This window comes from Enterobacter cloacae complex sp. S3, from assembly GCF_014930495.1.
GTDB lineage: Bacteria > Pseudomonadota > Gammaproteobacteria > Enterobacterales > Enterobacteriaceae > Enterobacter > Enterobacter asburiae_B.
On sequence record NZ_JADBRD010000007.1, the window covers coordinates 172,951 to 189,891 of the forward strand.

21 protein-coding genes are annotated in these 16,941 nt (G+C 57.3%); 15 read left to right on the top strand and 6 right to left on the bottom strand.

The features are described 5' to 3' along the window. Together IM317_RS02915 and IM317_RS02920 are read right to left on the bottom strand one after the other, a co-directional pair. A complete protein-coding gene (locus IM317_RS02915) occupies positions 1-849 on the bottom strand; it encodes a dihydrodipicolinate synthase family protein (protein WP_033146705.1) in 849 nt (282 codons plus the stop codon). A 12-nt stretch (positions 850-861) separates the two neighbouring features. After that, on the bottom strand, positions 862-1,548 hold the full coding sequence (locus tag IM317_RS02920) for a B3/4 domain-containing protein (RefSeq protein ID WP_033146704.1): 687 nt from the start codon (positions 1,546-1,548) through the stop codon (positions 862-864). Between the two features lie 42 nt (positions 1,549-1,590). On the opposite strand from IM317_RS02920, the gene IM317_RS02925 reads away from it, so the two are divergent. Then, the gene (locus IM317_RS02925) at positions 1,591-2,193 is read left to right on the top strand and encodes a helix-turn-helix domain-containing protein (RefSeq protein WP_033146703.1); all 603 of its coding nucleotides are present in this window, start codon (positions 1,591-1,593) and stop codon (positions 2,191-2,193) included. Between the two features lie 83 nt (positions 2,194-2,276). Here IM317_RS02925 and ygjG read toward each other — a convergent pair whose 3' ends face one another. Next, a complete protein-coding gene (ygjG, locus tag IM317_RS02930) occupies positions 2,277-3,656 on the bottom strand; it encodes a putrescine aminotransferase (protein ID WP_033146702.1) in 1,380 nt (459 codons plus the stop codon). Positions 3,657-4,091: 435 nt separating this feature from the next. On the opposite strand from ygjG, the gene IM317_RS02935 reads away from it, so the two are divergent. Together IM317_RS02935 and IM317_RS02940 are read left to right on the top strand one after the other, a co-directional pair. Next, a complete protein-coding gene (locus IM317_RS02935) occupies positions 4,092-5,612 on the top strand; it encodes a PAS domain-containing methyl-accepting chemotaxis protein (protein WP_033146701.1) in 1,521 nt (506 codons plus the stop codon). A 337-nt stretch (positions 5,613-5,949) separates the two neighbouring features. Beyond that, positions 5,950-7,509 (top strand): methyl-accepting chemotaxis protein, encoded by a 1,560-nt coding sequence (locus IM317_RS02940; protein WP_033146700.1) that lies wholly within the window; start codon positions 5,950-5,952, stop codon positions 7,507-7,509. Here IM317_RS02940 and IM317_RS02945 read toward each other — a convergent pair. After that, complete coding sequence (locus IM317_RS02945) at positions 7,506-8,000, bottom strand: PadR family transcriptional regulator (RefSeq protein WP_029741394.1); 495 nt, start codon at positions 7,998-8,000, stop codon at positions 7,506-7,508. The two genes, IM317_RS02940 and IM317_RS02945, sit on opposite strands and share 4 nt — an antisense overlap. 148 nt (positions 8,001-8,148) lie before the next feature. On the opposite strand from IM317_RS02945, the gene IM317_RS02950 reads away from it, so the two are divergent. Continuing rightward, entirely contained in the window at positions 8,149-8,913 is a 765-nt protein-coding gene (locus tag IM317_RS02950) for a siderophore-interacting protein (protein ID WP_033146699.1), read from the top strand. Here IM317_RS02950 and IM317_RS02955 read toward each other — a convergent pair whose 3' ends face one another. Both IM317_RS02955 and IM317_RS02960 read right to left on the bottom strand, forming a co-directional pair. Beyond that, entirely contained in the window at positions 8,914-10,083 is a 1,170-nt protein-coding gene (locus IM317_RS02955) for a DNA repair protein (RefSeq protein WP_033146698.1), read from the bottom strand. A gap of 282 nt (positions 10,084-10,365) precedes the next feature. After that, the gene (locus IM317_RS02960; protein WP_033146697.1) at positions 10,366-10,941 is read right to left on the bottom strand and encodes a phage repressor protein CI; all 576 of its coding nucleotides are present in this window, start codon (positions 10,939-10,941) and stop codon (positions 10,366-10,368) included. Between the two features lie 227 nt (positions 10,942-11,168). Between IM317_RS02960 and IM317_RS02965 the strand changes: the two genes are divergently transcribed. The 11 genes from IM317_RS02965 to IM317_RS03010 all read left to right on the top strand — a co-directional run bounded on the left by IM317_RS02965 (position 11,169) and on the right by IM317_RS03010 (position 16,838). Beyond that, a complete protein-coding gene (locus IM317_RS02965; protein WP_033146696.1) occupies positions 11,169-11,507 on the top strand; it encodes a DUF5347 domain-containing protein in 339 nt (112 codons plus the stop codon). A 68-nt stretch (positions 11,508-11,575) separates the two neighbouring features. Next, the gene (locus IM317_RS02970; protein ID WP_029741400.1) at positions 11,576-11,803 is read left to right on the top strand and encodes a DUF2732 family protein; all 228 of its coding nucleotides are present in this window, start codon (positions 11,576-11,578) and stop codon (positions 11,801-11,803) included. Then, the gene (locus tag IM317_RS02975) at positions 11,803-12,024 is read left to right on the top strand and encodes a TraR/DksA family transcriptional regulator (protein WP_033146695.1); all 222 of its coding nucleotides are present in this window, start codon (positions 11,803-11,805) and stop codon (positions 12,022-12,024) included. The genes IM317_RS02970 and IM317_RS02975 overlap by 1 nt, the downstream gene beginning before the upstream one ends. Before the next feature lies 1 nt (position 12,025). Beyond that, positions 12,026-14,215 carry a replication endonuclease gene (locus tag IM317_RS02980; protein WP_033146694.1) on the top strand — a complete coding sequence of 730 codons (2,190 nt, stop codon included), beginning with the start codon at positions 12,026-12,028 and terminating at the stop codon, positions 14,213-14,215. A gap of 109 nt (positions 14,216-14,324) precedes the next feature. Then, positions 14,325-14,765, top strand: a complete 441-nt coding sequence (locus IM317_RS02985) for a DinI-like family protein (RefSeq protein ID WP_033146693.1) — start codon at positions 14,325-14,327, stop codon at positions 14,763-14,765. Between the two features lie 179 nt (positions 14,766-14,944). Then, positions 14,945-15,148 carry a tail protein X gene (locus tag IM317_RS02990; RefSeq protein WP_023309248.1) on the top strand — a complete coding sequence of 68 codons (204 nt, stop codon included), beginning with the start codon at positions 14,945-14,947 and terminating at the stop codon, positions 15,146-15,148. Beyond that, complete coding sequence (locus IM317_RS02995; RefSeq protein WP_029741404.1) at positions 15,139-15,360, top strand: HP1 family phage holin; 222 nt, start codon at positions 15,139-15,141, stop codon at positions 15,358-15,360. The genes IM317_RS02990 and IM317_RS02995 overlap by 10 nt, the downstream gene beginning before the upstream one ends. Further along, positions 15,344-15,853 (top strand): lysozyme, encoded by a 510-nt coding sequence (locus IM317_RS03000; RefSeq protein ID WP_033146692.1) that lies wholly within the window; start codon positions 15,344-15,346, stop codon positions 15,851-15,853. Before IM317_RS02995 ends, IM317_RS03000 begins: the two co-directional genes overlap by 17 nt. Then, positions 15,850-16,275, top strand: coding sequence for an Rz-like lysis system protein LysB (gene lysB, locus IM317_RS03005; RefSeq protein WP_033146691.1), 426 nt, complete (start codon positions 15,850-15,852; stop codon positions 16,273-16,275). The genes IM317_RS03000 and lysB overlap by 4 nt, the downstream gene beginning before the upstream one ends. Further along, positions 16,163-16,408, top strand: a complete 246-nt coding sequence (gene lysC, locus IM317_RS23870; RefSeq protein ID WP_231926973.1) for an Rz1-like lysis system protein LysC — start codon at positions 16,163-16,165, stop codon at positions 16,406-16,408. Before lysB ends, lysC begins: the two co-directional genes overlap by 113 nt. Continuing rightward, on the top strand, positions 16,371-16,838 hold the full coding sequence (locus IM317_RS03010; RefSeq protein ID WP_033146690.1) for a phage tail protein: 468 nt from the start codon (positions 16,371-16,373) through the stop codon (positions 16,836-16,838). Before lysC ends, IM317_RS03010 begins: the two co-directional genes overlap by 38 nt. Positions 16,839-16,941: the final 103 nt, after the last annotated feature.

Genomic DNA, 16,941 nt, shown 5'->3' on the forward strand with positions numbered 1-16,941 from the left:
TCAAGCCAGCGCCAGATCCGCAAGTATCGTAGCAAGCGCTTCGCGCGGCTCACCCTGAAGAGCCTGAAGGGGGAAGGGTAGCGCGGGTGTTTCCACTTTCCCCAGCATTTCTGCCGCTGCCGCTACCACCCGCAAACTACCATAATGGCGGAACAGCGCCCAAAGCGGCTCCAGCCGCTCGGATTGTGCCGACTCTTTCGAACGGGCAATCGCCAGCGCTGTTTGCGGAAACAACCCGCCGACCACCGAGTACCAGACGTCAAACCCGGCCTGCAGGGCGGAGGCCGCTCGCCAGTCACCGGCGATGCCCAGCGTGACGGTATCAGGAAGACGAGCGCGTACCTGCAACAGGTCCTCCGGCACGCGGCCAAGCTTAATGGACCCTATATTCGGCAGGGCCGCGGCGGCAAATAACAGTTCATCGCTAAACGAAAAACCGGTTGTGGCGGGATTATCGTAAATGCACAGCGGTACTGAGAGCTGGCGGGTCACCGTTTCATACAGATTAAATACTTCGTCTTCCGTTAATCGCTGGTACGACACGGGTGCCAGCAGCACGCCGGAGACACCTGCCGATTGCGCGTCGTCAGCTAGACGCAGAATATCGTCCAGCCGCAATGCGCCGATGCTGACGATGACCGGAATGTCATCAGCATGCGCCACCGCGCAGCGTGCGATCCGACCGCGCTCTTCAACGGTCAGATAGGCGTAACTTCCCGTTGAGCCCAAAATGCCCAGTGAATCCATACCAGCGTCGACCACGGGGCGCAGAAGATTGATGAAGGAGTGCTCGTCAAACGTCCCCTCTTTCAGGGGGGTTAACGGAAACGCGCTTAACCCGTGAAACATCGTGTTGTCCTCCTACAGCGTCAGCAGCTGAACCCGAGCCGTGGCTCCCGGCATCAGCCGCTGCAGGTTGTTGACCAGTTCTTCTCCTGCCTCTTCCAGTGCCGCAAGGGGCATCGACGGCAGGCTTTCAAGAATAAACCACATGGATTGTGCCTGCCTGTCCAGACGGGTACGTACCCCCTGTCGCCAGTTCCAGCGGCGGCAGGTGACGCCGAGATCGTCGCGCCAGATAACCTCGCCCGGTTCCGGATGTTCCATCACTGGTTGTCCCTCTTTGAAGGTATCAAACGGCTCGCTGCCGTCGGCCAGCGTCAGACGCGGCGCACCCGAATACGCCGCGAGATTTTCCCCGCCCACCGGAATGGCATAGCGAATACTCACCGCGTTATAGATATCTACGACCGGATCCAGCGACGGCAGCGAACCGTCTTTCAGTACCCGCTTGCGCAGGGCAGATGCCGAGCAGGGTGTGCGTTTCGGTTTCGCGCCGAAGGCTTTAAACACCTCATCCCAGTCTGAAAGGTGTGCATCAGCCCATGGCACATCATCATTCAACATCTGCTGGCAGGCCTGCGCCAACGCGGCGGGCGCAACCTCGGGGTGGGTTATCGGCGCAGCTTCAACCAGAATGCTCAGCGCCCGAAAGCCCGGGGCAATCCCGGCAAGATGCGAATCTATTGACGGCGTAACGAGAGACATAAATAATCCTGTATTGACTGTTTTATACCATGGTAGTGACCAATGACTGATAAAGTCAATATAATGACTTCGCAGGGTGCTGATGTTGCCCTGGTAAGCCTGGCCGTGGCAAACCGCATACGCAACTGGCGCAAAGAGAAAAAGCTGTCTCTGGACGAGCTGTCCCGCCGGGCAGGCGTTAGCAAAGGCATGCTGGTGGAGATCGAAAAGGGCGCAGCCAACCCCAGTATCGCCATCTTGTGCAAGCTGGCCGCCGCGCTCGGCATCTCCGTAGCGGATATCGTCAACGTATCCAGCGAGCCGCTGGTGCACGTTATCGAAGAGGCCGCGATTCCGGTGCTGTGGCAGGGCGCACAGGGTGGACGCGCCAGACTGCTGGCGGGAACCGCAGGCCCGGATATGATTGAGCTATGGCAGTGGGAGATGCAGCCGGGAGAGCGCTTTACCTCTCCGGGGCACCCGGCGGGAACCTTTGAGCTGCTGCACGTGAACGAAGGCGTTTTAACGTTGACGGTGGATGAGACGGTGACCCAGGTTAACGCTGGCGCATCGGCGGTGGCGAAAACGGAAGCGGCGCACGGATATGCGAACGAAGGCGATACCGTGCTTCGCTTCACCATGACGGTGGCGGAATTTCACCGATAAAAAGCAGCCCGGTGGCGCTACGCTTACCGGGCCTGCATGCAGTATTTTGTAGGCCGGGTAAGCGTAGCGCCACCCGGCGTTGATTACGCCTCTTCCACACTTATTCGCAGCGCTGCCAGCGCTTTACGCGCCGCTTTCAGCACCTGCTCGCACTGCTCAATCGTCAGCGTCAGCGGCGGTTCAATGCGGATGGTTTTCGAGTTGTTGAGCGTTCCGGCGACCAGCACCCGCTGGCGGAACATCTCGCTCGCGAAGCTATAGCCGGTTTCGTTATCGACAAACTCAATCGCCATCAGCATCCCTTTGCCACGCGCGTCCTGCACCAGGTCCGGATATTCCCGGCCTAGCTGACGGAAGCCGTCCAGCAGCATGTCGCCTTTCTGCTCCGCCTGGGCGGGCAGGTTTTGCTCCAGCAGCACGTTGATGGTTGCCAGCGCGGCCGCACAGGCCAGCGGGTTACCGCCAAAGGTAGTGGTATGCAGGAACGGGTTGTCGAACAGCACCGAGAAGACCTCTTCAGTCGCAACCGTCGCACCAATCGGCATCACGCCGCCGCCGAGCGCCTTCGCCAGACACAGGATGTCCGGCTGAACGTTTTCGTGCTCGCAGGCAAACATTTTGCCGGTGCGCCCCATCCCGGTCTGGACTTCGTCGAGGATCAGCAGCGCGCCAAACTCATCGCACAGCTGACGCACGGCGGGCAGATAGCCCTGCGGAGGGAGGATCACGCCGCCTTCACCCTGAATCGGCTCGAGGATCACCGCCGCCACGTCATCGCCGGTTTTACGGCATTCGCTCAGCACGGTGCGCATGGCGTTAATGTCGCCGAACGGCACGTGGAGGAAGCCCGGCAGCAGCGGCATAAACGGTTTGCGGAAGGTGGATTTGGCGGTAGCAGACAGTGCGCCCAGGGATTTACCGTGGAACGCGCCGCTGGTGGCGATAAAGGTGAATTTCCCGCGCGGCGACTGGTACGCTTTGGCGAGTTTAATCGCCGCTTCGACCGATTCCGTGCCGCTGTTGCTAAAGAAGCTGTACTTCAGTTTGCCGGGCGTTAAGGCCGCCAGCGTTTTCGCGAGCATGGCGCGAAGCGGGTCGAGCAGTTCCTGGCTATGGAGAGGTTGTTTCGCAAGTTGATTCTGTACGGCGGAAACCACAACTGGATTACGGTGCCCCACGTTGAAGATACCAAAACCACCCAGGCAATCGATAAACTCCTGTCCCTGGGTGTCGACAAGCGTGTTAAGACTCCCCGCTTGCCACTCTACGGCTCCGTAATCCCCGCCGGCGGTAACAGATTTGCGATACTCCAGAAAACCTGGATTGACGTGCTCTTTAAAGTAATCGATGACCTCTCGGTTAAGTTGTTTCATCTCCTCATGATCGAGCGTTCGCTTCTCAATGAGATTCAGTGCGTGCGCGGTACAGGCAAGAGCCGAGGCGCTGGAAGGTAACCTGTTCAAAATGTGCTCCCGGGGATCGCGTATCACATGATACTGGTTTAAGTATTGCAGGGATTACGCCACTTCAGATGACTTAACGAAAATCGGGATAAACGCCAGGTTAAAATAATGTTGCACAATATTTAATCATGCCGGAGCAACCGAAACGGGATTTAGCGGTACAGGACAAAAAGGGTAAATGAGGCCGGAAAAGCGCATCTGCACTAAAGAAGTGCATTGGCTGCAACTTAAGTGGGCATTAACTGGTCATGCTTTATAGGTAATTTCTTTGCGAAAGTATTTGAAATCAATGAATTATAAAATCGTACAAAAAGTATGGTTTAAGTGAAATCTGCGATCTTCATCAAGTTTAACAACTAAAGATAAATTGTTTACCGCCGAAAAAACATTGACCCACAAAATTAACATTCAAATAACCTGCAAGGGATGCCCACGATGTCCTCTCCAACCTATGTCACCCAGAATGAATATCCTCTGGACGATGACACCACCTTAATGTCTACCACAGACGTCCACAGCTACATCACACACGCCAACGACACCTTTGTGCAGGTGAGCGGCTACCAGCTCGATGAGCTGACGGGCCAGCCGCACAATATGGTGCGCCACCCCGATATGCCAAAAGCCGCGTTTGCCGATATGTGGTACACGCTGCAGCAGGGCGAGCCGTGGAGCGGAATTGTCAAAAACCGGCGCAAAAACGGCGACCACTACTGGGTGCGTGCGAATGCGGTGCCGATGGTGCGCCGCGGGCAGGTTACGGGCTATATGTCCATTCGCACCAAAGCCACAGCCGAAGAGATTGCGGCCGTGGAGCCGCTCTACCGGGCGCTGAACGACGGGAGCTGTAAGAAACGCGTGCACAAGGGGCTGGTTGTTGGAAAAGGCTGGCTGGGTAAACTGCCGGCAATGCCGCTGCGCTGGCGCGTGCGCAGCGTGATGGCGGCGCTTTTTGCCGTTCTCGCCGCCACGCTGATCGCGACTTCCGCCGGGTGGATGCCGCTCGTTGCTGCCGCGGTGGTGATGCTGCTGGGAACGCTGCTGTTTGAGCAACAGATTGTCCGCCCGGTAGAGAATGTGGCGCGACAGGCCCTGAAGGTCGCAACCGGTGAGCGCAACAGCGTGCAGCATCTGAACCGCAGCGACGAGCTGGGGCTGACGCTGCGCGCGGTCGGGCAGCTGGGCCTGATGTGCCGCTGGTTAATCAATGACGTCTCGAGCCAGGTGGTGAGCGTCCGTGACGGCAGCGACAGGCTGGCACAGGGAAATGAAGACCTGAACGATCGGACGCGTCAGACCGTGGCGAACGTGCAGCAGACCGTCGCAACAATGAACCAGATGGCCGCTTCCGTTCAGAGTAACTCTGAAACTGCCGCCGAGGTGGATAAACTCTCCGTGGCCGCGAGCAGCGCGGCCACGAAAGGGGGCAATGCGATGCAGACCGTGGTCAAAACCATGGATGACATTGCCGACAGCACGCAGCGGATTGGCTCGATTACCTCCCTGATTAACGATATCGCTTTCCAGACCAACATTCTGGCGCTGAACGCGGCGGTTGAAGCGGCAAGGGCAGGAGAGCAGGGAAAAGGTTTTGCCGTGGTCGCGGGCGAAGTGCGCCATCTCGCCAGCCGCAGCGCCAGTGCCGCCAATGATATTCGTAAACTGATTGATGCCAGCGCCAGCAAGGTGCAGTCCGGCTCTGAGCAGGTTCACGCCGCAGGCCGCACGATGGATGATATCGTGGTGCAGGTGAAAAACGTGACGCAGCTTATCGCCCAGATCAGCCACGCGACCTCCGAGCAGGCAACCGGGCTGTCAGAGTTGACCCGCGCGGTGGCCGAACTCGACAGCATCACGCAGAAAAACGCCGACCTGGTCGAGGAGAGCGCCCACATTTCTGCAATGGTGAAGCACCGCGCCGGACGCCTAAAGGATGCGGTGACTGTGCTCCACTGAGTCAGTAATGTTCCAAAAAAGCCGTTTATACCGTAGGGAATAAACGGCTTTTTATTTTTCTGATTGTGACTATTAATGTGGTTTATTGTTAATTTAATATTAAATAACTAAAGAAAGTGCCTCAGTTATTTATTCCTGCCTAAGTCAGTTCTTCAGAATGCTATTTCGAAAATACCCCGTTTGACGGTCTGGTAACGATCGATGAGGCCATATTAATAGCCTACACCTATGCATTGCGGGGGTTATGAAATAAAAAAACGATCAAACTCATAAAGTTAGCGAAATCGTTACCGATAACAGCGATCGTCTGAGAAATAATCACATCGATGGAGAAAATATGTTCTTACATGACGTAAAGATCGGCACGAAATTATTTCTGGCGTTCGGGTTCTTTATTGTCCTGATGGCCATCAGTGCGAGCCTGTCTCTGCTGAGCCTGAACCGGGCTAATAACGGGATGCAATCGATTATTACCAGTGATTATCCGACCACGGTAAAAGCGAACCAGTTAATCGATAACTTCCAGGAATTTATTAGCACTCAACAGCTGATGCTGCTGGACGAGCAGGGCACCTATACGGGGCAATCTCAGCAGCGCCTGAAAGAGATCAGCGAGCACATCACGGTGATCCTGGGCGAGCTGAACAACGCGTTGCAGGATCAAAAGTCTCAGCAGGTTCTGGCGGAGATCCGCAGCGTGCGCCAGCAGTATCTGGACTCGCGCTACCGCATTCTGCAGGCGGTGCAGAACAACAATCGTGCGGGCGCTATTCAGGAGATGATGACCACCACCCTCGCCGTGCAGCAGGCTTATAAAGCGAAGGTGAAGGAGCTGATTACCATTCAAAACAGCGAGATGCAGAGTGCCGGCGCGCAGGTGGAAGGGGATTTCAGGTCTAACCGCCTGCTGCTGATCCTGCTCACGCTTTTTAGCGTTGCGGCAGGCAGCCTGATTGGCTGGTTTATCGTGCGCGCTATCACTCGACCGCTCGGCGAGGCGGTGCATTTTGCAAAAGCCATTTCTGAGGGCGATCTGACGGGCAGCATCACGCCACACGGTAAAGACGAAACGGGTCTGCTGCTGCATGCGCTGATGGAGATGAAAACGCGACTGCTGGACATCGTGCAGCAGGTGCAAACCGGCTCGGAGAATATCTCCAGCGCAGCCGCGCAGATTGTCGCCGGGAACCAGGATCTGGCCGCGCGCACGGAAGAGCAGGCAAGTTCTGTAGAACAGACCGCCGCCTCGATGGAGCAGATCACCGCGACGGTGAAAAATACCGCCTCGCATACCGGGGAAGCGACCAACCTTTCGGCGGATGCCGCCACAGTGGTTAAAAACAACGGCGAGATGATGAAGCAGGTGACCAGCAAAATGCGCCTGATTAACGAGACGTCGAACCGGATGTCCGACATTATCGACCTGATCGACGCTATTGCTTTCCAGACCAATATTCTGGCGCTGAACGCGGCGGTGGAAGCGGCGCGCGCCGGCGAGCACGGTCGCGGCTTTGCGGTGGTGGCGGGTGAAGTTCGCCAGCTTGCCCAGAAGAGCGCGTCGTCTGCCAGCGAAATCCGCGAGCTGATTGAGAGCTCTACCAGCCAGACCCAGGACGGGATGAACCTGGTTGAAAAAGCGAGTGCGTTGATCAACGGGATGGTCGGCAACGTGGAAGAGATGGACGTGATCCTGCGCGAAATCCGCCAGGCCAGCCACGAGCAGACGGAAGGTATCTCGCAGATTAACAGCGCGATTGGCCTGATTGACGCCACCACCCAGCAGAACTCCGCGCTGGTGGAGGAGTCTGTGGCGGCGGCAGCATCGCTTAACGAACAGGCGATGCACCTGAAGGAGCTGGTACGCGTCTTCCGCGTGAACGAGCACGCTCCGGCTTAGTCCAGCTGGGAGATCTCGAGCGCCGCGCGGTCAATAACGCCGATAATCTGCTTGAGCTGCGCGTCGCTGAGCTCTCCCTGATTCACCTTCAGGTCTAACACCGCTTTGAAGTTATCCAGCGCCCGCTTCATCTGCGGGTTTTTGCGCAGCTGAAAACCGACGGAACGCGCTTTGATACGCACCTGGATCTGTTCCAGCTGTTCCCGGTTTTCGTCCAGCCAGCGTTGTCCTTCAGCGGTAATCGTAATCGTCTTACGACCGTTCTCTTCTTCCGTAATGGTGATAAAGGTTTGATCCTGAAGATAATCCAGGGTCGGGTAGATCACTCCTGGGCTCGGGGTGTAGTTCCCCTGGGTCAGATTCTCGATCTCTTTGATCAGCTCGTAGCCGTGGCTCGCGCTGCGGGTCAGGATATCCAGAATCACCAGCCGCAGATCGCCGTGGCCGAAAAAGCGCGGTCGGCGCCCGCCGCTGTCGTGTTCGTGTCGCATAGTAGTTCTCTTAATTTGATATATCTAAACTATATCTAAGATATATTCAGATGCAATCTAAAAGATCTTGCATTTTTACTTACTAGTAATCATTATCATTTGGATAATTGATTTAGATATATCGTATTCACCAGAGAAGGGGCTAAAAATGGCATCTACCCGTTACCCACAGCGTGTTCGTAATGACCTGCGCTTTCGCGAGCTGACGGTGCTCCGCGTTGAGCGCGCCAGCGCGGGTTTCCAGCGCATTGTTTTAGGCGGCGAGCAGCTGGAGGGCTTTAGCTCCCGCGGTTTCGACGACCATACCAAAGTCTTTTTCCCGGCCCCGGGGGCAGTGTTTGTGCCGCCGGTGGTCACCGATGAAGGCATCGAATGGGGCGACGGCGTACGTCCTCAGACGCGCGACTATACGCCGCTGTACGACGAGGTAAATCATGAGCTGGCGCTCGATTTCTTCGTTCATGACGGCGGCATTGCCAGCCGCTGGGCGGTCGAGGCGAAAGCGGGAGACAGGCTGACCATCGGCGGTCCGCGCGGTTCGCTGGTGGTGCCGGAGGATTACGCCTGGCAGCTGTACGTGTGCGACGAGTCCGGCATGCCCGCGCTGCGCCGACGCCTGGAGAGCATTGCTAAACTGCCGGTTCGCCCGGAAATTCATGCGGTAGTGACGGTCGGGGACGATTCTTATAAGGCGTATCTGGCGCACCTGAGTGAATTCAACATCACCTGGGTGGTGGGCCACAGCGAGCAGGCGGTAGCGGACCATCTGGCGGCGCTGACCGTTCCAGAGGAAGATTACTTCATCTGGCTGACCGGGGAAGGGAAGGTAGTGAAGACGCTGAGCCGTCAGTTTGAAACCGACGCGATTGACCAGCAACTGGTGCGTGCCAGCGCATACTGGCACGCCAAATAATCAGGCGGCGGAATCCAGCTGCGCTTCGCTCACCTGATGTTCGAGCGAGGCGCGGACCTCGTGCAGCGCTTTCTCCTGCTGAGCGAAGTATGCTTCCATATTGTTCAGCGACGAGACCAGAAGCCAGGACTCCTCTTTCTCCAGCTCCGCCAGCTCGTTCACTAAAATGTCGATTTGCTCGCGAACCTGCGCCATTTTTTTGCGGATACGTTCCAGATCGTTCAGCCTGTCGCTTGCCATCAATGGCTCAAAGCCCTGCTGCAGCCGGGCCACCAGTGAGCGAATGGTTTTAACGTCGCCACGCTGCTTCGCCTGGTTGAGCTGGACCATCATCGCGTTAGCTTCCTCTTTCAGGTCGTCCGCCACCAGATCCGGGTGGCAGAGCTTGCTCGCCTGCCGCCAGAGGCGCTTGAGCTCGTTCCGATCCTCTTCCGAAAGATCCTTGCCCTTGCGCAGCCGCACTTCGGCATCGTGATGCTGCTCGCGATACTTCTCGTACTCTTCGTTAGCGTCGTCGCGCGCCTGACGCGCAGGCTCCTCTTCGCGCGTTAAGCCGCTCTCCAGCTCCAGCGCTTCGGCCAGCAGGTTGGCAATCAGATTGCTTTGCTGTTCCAGATGCTTACGCGCCTCAGCGGCCTGCACGGAGTCGGCCGGGAGATCGCGCCAGCGCTGGGTGAGCGTCGCCAGCACCTCTACCGCCTGCGCCATATAGCGCTGGCAGCGACGGTAATCTTCCTCGCGACGACGCGCTTCCGCCTGCTGACGGCGCAGATTGAGCTCGGCCAGCGTTTTACGCAGGGCGAGGATCTGCTGCATCAGCGGTCCGAGGCGAGAAAAATAGAGATCGTTGAACTCATCAAGCTGCTGCACCCGGGCGTTGCGCCGGTCAATCAGATCGCGCAGACGCTCTTCCAGCGCCTTCAGCTCCAGCTTGCTGGCGGCCACCTGCGGATCTCGCCACTGGGTCACGGCGCGCTGGCCCTGCAGCCAGGCGGTAATTGCCGCCATCGCAGCGGTGTAGTTCTTCTCCTCAAGCGCCACGACGATTGCCTGTAGCTCATCGTCAAACGCTTCATTTTTCAGGCGTGTCAGCTGGCTCTGGATGATGTCGTCATCTTCCAGTTCAATGGCATTTTTAATGATTTCTAGCCGTTTGATCGGTGTGCTCATGATGCCTTTCGCTTTGGCGCTTAAGTATTTGAGTTAAGGTTAGTTGTTGTAAAAGCTACAGGAAATAATACACACGGATGATGATCGGCGCGATGGGGGATTTCTTTAATGAGTTGATGTGTGGTGCTCTCATTATGGGGTAAACCCGATAGAGCGACATGCCACACCTTCACCAGCCCTGTTAATGTGCGTCGATCCTCTTTTTCCCCTGCCTCGGGTTTTTCCGTGTCCTACCCGAAAGCGAGCGCCCCACCTTTGGTGGCGAATGCATCCGACCCACCCTCAATTAACCTCGCTGTAAATCCCCACTACGCGACCCACCGTTTTTATCTCGTCGATACCGCATTCAAACGGAACCTTGCCGCCCGCCACGTGGAGTTTTTTACCCGGCAGCAGCGTGAGGTCGCGGATGCTGGCGGTGCCTTCAATCTTAACCAGCCACAGGCCGTCGGTTAACGATGCTTCTTTTTCAATAAAGTGCAGCTTTCCCTCCGCCCGAACGGCGATGCCGCGAGCCAGCGGTTTGCTAAAGAAACCAGAGTCAATACTCAAAGTGGTATTTTCTTCCAGCTTTCCATCACTCAGTGTGAATGTGGAAACCGAAACCGGATCGCCCGGCGCGGGGTGACCTTCAAACTGTGCACCTTGTCCGGTCATCAGCCAGCGAAGGCTGGCACCGGTGTCCAGCGCGCACTGAACCGCAAAGTCGTAAGAGACGGTACCGCGCGCGTAGCGGTTCTGAAGCGAGCTGGCGGCGATATTAAAGTGCCGGGCCAGCTGGATTTTCTGCGTGAAACCATATACCTGACAGATTCTATCGAGTAACTCTTCATTATTCACTTGAGAATCTAAAATCAAAATATATTCCTTTGGGTGTTTACTAATACTCATTTGGGTATTAGTATCATTACAAATTCGGGCAATCAGCGGCAGGCGTTGGCAAACAGAGGCTAATGATTGCAGACATTATCAAAATGGGAATCATGCAGCATGGCATCTGAAATCGCAATCATCAAACGGCGGAAAAAACCGTGCTGTGCCCGTTTTCAGCGCACTAGCGTGCGTGAGTTTACGCGTGGGGAGATATGGCGATAGAAGCTGCCCGTGCAAGGGTTCCACTTAGCGTGGGAGCTCGCCTTAGCGGGCTTAACCACATCGCTGAACTGCGCGCCCGATACGGGAGCGATAGCGGAAAAGAGCTGGCGCGGTTTATGGCTGAGCTGCGCGATAAGCGCGATCCCTGTTTTGAGGAGAACAGCAGGGCGCTGGCCGCCCTCTTTTTCCTGGCGAGATTGCCCGTCGCCCGTCATGAGTGCGAGCTCAGTGAGCTAACCACAGAGGAGAAAAGGGCGCTGATTAACGCCATGAATCATTTTCGTGCTGTCGTGAGTTTATTTCCTGAACGGCTGACCATGCCGATATAACCCAACCAGAAACCTAATGGCGTAAACCCGCCGGGCATCCTTTTGCCTGAATTTAAGGAGAACGCGTGATGCGAAACAGTGAAAACCGCCCTTATCCGACCGGAAGTGAAGAACTGAAGCGTCTGCTGGCAGAGGCAAAAACAGAGGAACGATGCGCGCGAGCCCTCGCGGTCTCCCTGCGTCTGGAGGCCCTGGCGAGCCATATCTACAAAACCGGCATGAGCGGAGAAGACGTTGCCGAACTGCTGTGCCACGAGGCGGCCCGCTACGAGCGTGAATCCCAGGAGCTGCACTGATGGCCGATTTTATCGATCTTGCGCAGGTGCGCGAGCAGGAGGACAGAGAGCGTTACATTAATCGCGCCCGCAGACGACCCGCATCGCCTTCGCGTTTCCTCTGCGAGGACTGCGAGGCCCCGATACCGGAGGCGCGCCGAATAGCGGTGCCTGGCGTAGCCCTGTGCGTGACCTGCCAGGAGATCGCGGAGATGAAAAATAAACACGTCCGGGGAGGATAAGTTGGCTACGTCATTTGCTTATCCGTGGAATGCCCCACGGTCGGCCATTGCCAGCCCTTATCTCACCCACGCCCAACAGCAGCGCCGCGATCGCCTTTTCGCGGCGCTGCAGCAGGCAAGAATTTCCCTCTCACAGCAGCCTGACTGCGTACGCTTCGAGGTCTGGCGCACGGTTGACGCCCTCGAACAGCATAGGGGCAGCCCGCAGGCTAACGCCTTTTTGATCCGCTTCTGCAAAAGGATGTTACCCCGTCTGAGGCGGGTCTCTGAACGCTATGCCTGCACAGGCCTGCACGACGAGGTCTCGAGGGCCGTGTTTGACGGCCATTTCGACACTCAGCTTCTGCAATACCTCGCCTCGCGGATGGTCGAACTGGTGGCCCGCTATAACCGCCTTCCGGATATGTCCCGCGCGGACATCGACCTGCTGGCCGCAGATATCGCCAGCTTTATTCGCGGCGAGCTGGCGAATATTAACGATGCTGAGATGGGTGAATACCAGACGCTGTACGTCTGGTATCAGCGCGCCGGACTGATTGCCCGGCAGTTCAACGTGTCGCCACCGCACTGGGAGCGGGTGTCGAAGACGTTTTTCAACAAAGATGACGTTGCCGCAGCGGTGATCCGCATGTTTTCCGAGGCGTGGTGGCGCGGGCGTCTGCGTCGGGTCGCGGCTGCCTGGCGCGAGCATTTGCAGATCGCCCTCGGCAACGTCAGCAAACGGAGAACGGCGTATGCGAGTAAACGCTGCGTGACCGAGTGGCGCGAGCAGAAGCGCCGCACGCGCGAATTTCTCAAGGGCATGGAGCTGGAAGATGAAGAGGGCAACCACATCAGCCTGATTGAAAAATACGACAGCTCGGTGGCCAACCCGGCGATACGTCGCTGTGAACTGATGACCCGTATTCGCGGGTTTGAAAATATCTGTGAGGCGCTGGGATACGTGGGCGAGTTCTATACCTTAACCGCGCCCGCGCAGTATCACGCGACGCTGAAATCAGGCTTCCCCAACGCGAAGTGGAACGGGGCCAGCCCGGCGGATACGCAAATCTACTTTACCCGCCTGTGGGCGCGCATCCGGGCAAAACTGCACCGGGACGGGCGCCGTATCTTTGGTATCCGCGTTGCGGAACCCCATCACGACGGTACGCCCCACTGGCACATGCTGATGTTTATGCTGCCGGAAGACGTCGAATGCGTTCGCCGGATTATCGGGGATTATGCCCGGCAGGAGGATGCTGCCGAGCTGCAGAGCGAAAGCGCCAGACAGGCGCGCTTTCACGCGGACGCGATCGATCCGCAGAAAGGCAGCGCTACCGGCTATATCGCCAAATACATCTCAAAGAATATCGACGGCTATGCGCTCGATGGCGAGACCGATAGCGAAAGCGGCGGGCTGCTGAAGGAGACGGCGTCCTCCGTGTCGGCCTGGGCAGGGCGCTGGCACATTCGCCAGTTTCAGTTCATCGGCGGCGCGCCGGTAACGGTCTACCGCGAGCTGCGGCGTCTGGTGGATACCGAGGCCGCGCGCGGTCTGAGCGTTGAGTTTGCCGCCGTCCATGAGGCTGCCGACGCCGGGGACTGGGCGGGTTACGTTACTGCGCAGGGCGGGCCGTTTGTGCGTCGCGATGATTTACAGGTGCGCACGCTGTATGAGCCGCGCGCCGGGTTTAACCAGTACGGCGAGGAAACGGTCCGCATCCGCGGCGTGTACGATTCTGCCGTTGGCGCGGGCAGCCCAGTTTTAACCCGGCTCACGCAGTGGAAAATTGTGCCGAAGCGGGCCGCGGATCTTAAGGACGCGCCCGTATCCTCTCGGAGTTCTGTCAATAACTGTACGCAGACCGATCTTTCTCAACCCCTCAGCCGACGTGCGAGGCGGGCGTTAACCGTACGCATCAAATTCATCCGCCCTGGCGCGACTGCGCCCGTCGTCTTCGCGAGCGACCCGCAGAACGGGGTACCGGAGAAGGTGATCGATGAGATACGGCTCGCCACCGGGATAGCCATCAGCCGGGCAGAAGCCCTGCATCTGATGGCGGGAGGCATCAGCCGCTTTAACAATAAATGGTGCAGGGGCGCAGCTGACGGATCGCTATTTCCGGTACCGTGTTCTTACCAGCAAAAGGCGCGGAAAATCCTTGAACGTATTGGGTATTTAACGGATCTCTTCGCTCAGAGAACCCGCTAATCTCCATCCATATCATGTACATACCGTGAAGGGTTCTGATTTTTCGCTTCACTCTTTTTATGAATACGTGCTACTGTATGTTTATACAGTATCTCGTGGTGGAGGTTGTGTGGACAGAGAGTTGAACGAGCAGGTCATGATTGAACGAGTCGAGCTGATTGCGCGACTGACGACGGAAGGAACGTGTCAGGAAAGAGATCGTGAGATTGCCCTGAATTTGATTGCTGAGATTGCGCGGGGAAATTTAATCAAGAACAACGCATTTACCGTTGTATTCTCAGCATCGCCTGTTCCGGAACGAATCAAAAAAGAGGGCAACGTTCGGGTGAACATTACTCTCGATAAAGATCAGCAGATCGATCATGCCGTCGTTGAGGCCTTTCAGTGCGAACTGACCCGCAGAATACGATCCCTGTTTCCGTCATCGCGGGTGAACGTGAAAATCGGATCGGTGACGGGTGTCGAGCTCCAGGGGCTTGAAAAAGAAGCCGATCGCGAGGCGCTGGACGCTATCCTCCGGGAAGTCTGGGAAGACGAGAGCTGGCGCTAGCCCCGGCGTCATCACCCGTACCAACACCCTCATTCCTGTTTTGCGCTTCCGTTGAACCACGCTTCGCCGCTCGCGGACGATCTGTTGTGCCCGCGATTGTCCATCCGTCAGCGATAGCGAAAAGCCTGCTGGCCCGGGAAACTCTACGGTACCTGGAAACCGGATGTTGGGAGCGTCTGATGAAAATCTATGCAATGCAGGGGGACACGCTTGATGCCGTTTGCGCCCGCTTTTATGGGCGCACGGCTGGCGTCGTTGAAGCCGTTCTGAAGGCCAATCCTGGCCTCGCGGAGTTAGGCGTTATCTTGCCTCACGGCACGCCGGTAGAGATGCCGGAGGTGAATAGCGCCCCCACAAAAGAATCCGTAAACCTATGGGACTGAGCCTGGAGAAAATCACCACGTTTATCGCCTACTGGCTGGCCGTGGCGCTGGCCTGGTTCGGGGCGATGTCTCCTGAAAAAGTCGCGCTGTACGTCGGGAGTCTTTGCGCCATTTTTACCGCATTAACGAATTACTGGTTTAAGCGAAAAACCTGGCGCTATCTCCAGTCTCTTGGCCTCGATAAGAAGAGCATTCGTGAACTCAATCATTAAGCGTTGCAGCGTCGCCGGCGTGCTGGCCCTGGCGGTGCTGATGCCTGACTTTCGATTACTGAAAACGTCCCCGGAAGGATTGGCGTTGATTGCCGACCTCGAAGGATGTCGCCTCTCGCCCTACCGGTGTAGCACCGGCGTATGGACGTCCGGCATTGGCCACACGGCAAACGTTGTGCCGACGCGGGACATTACCGAGCGTGAGGCCGCGGTAAATCTGGTCGCTGATGTGCTCAACGTCGAGCGGCGTCTGGCGGCATGTGCGCCGGTAGAGATGCCGCCCCGGGTCTATGACGCGCTGGTGAGTTTTACCTTTAATGTCGGCGCAGGCGCCGCCTGCCGTTCGACGCTGGTGTCCTTTATCAAACGTAAACAGTGGCCGCAGGCATGCTGGCAGCTTACCCGCTGGGTGTACGTCAACGGCGTCAAAAATGCCGGTCTGGAAAACCGTCGCGTCCGCGAGAAGGCCTGGTGCATGAAGGGGCTGCCATGAGAACGCTCATGCTGGCGCTGGCCGGGCTGCTGGCCATCGCGCTGTGGCTTCGTCATGACAACCTGAACCTGTCCCGTTCCTTAGCTACGGCCAATCGGGTCGCCAGCGAGCAAAAAACAGCCCTCGCCACGCTTAATCAGCAGCTGTCCCTGTTGCAGCGGATGGCCAGAGCAAATGAAAACGCCCAAGTCAGGCTCCGTGAGGAGCTTGTCACCGCGGGCGAGGAGAGGGCAAGACGGGAAGCGACTATCGGGAGATTACTCAATGAAAATGAAGCGTTACGCCGCTGGTATACCGCTCAGCTGCCTGATGCTGTCCGCAGGCTGCACACCCGCACCGCCTGCGCCTCTGCAGCCCATTGTTTACAACGCCTGCCCGAAGGTGAGCCGCTGCCCGATGCCGGGGAGCGAACCCGCCACTAACGGCGATCTCAGCGCGGATATTCGCAGGCTGGAATACGCCCTTATCGCCTGCGCGCTGCAGGTTGAAACCATTAAAGACTGTCAGGATAAACTCGATGCACAAACTCAAGAGCCTGCGTCAGGCATTAATTGACGCGATCCCCCAACTCAATGCCAACCCGGAGCGCCTGCAGATGTCGGTCGGAGGCGGCAATATTGACGCCCGCCAGGCCTCCTCGCTCTCCTTTGAAAAGCGGTATGCGCTGAACGCGAAGGTTAGCGGCTTCACCGGCGACAGCGAGGGATTTTTCGTCCCGGTGCTGGCCTGGCTTCGGGTAAACCAGCCGGATATTTTTACCCTCGATGAAGGCCGCAAAAACGGTTACACCTTCGCGATCGTCTTAAACGATGACGATACGATGGATATCACCATCAGCGTGCAATTAACCGAGCGTATTCTTGTTTCCCAGGAGCAGGGCGCTCTGCACGCGACGTATTCCCCCGAGCCGCCGCTGCCGGAGCCCGTCACGCGTCCGAAGGCGCTGTACGTTAACGGCGAGCTGGTCAGCCAGTGGGAGGAGTAATTTCCCCGCGCTGAAGGCCGCCATCCGACTGCCGTCTGGACCGCTTGTTGTATCATCCCGCAGAAAACCCCGTCTCGTTGCTGCCGTTCCTCCTGAACGGCAT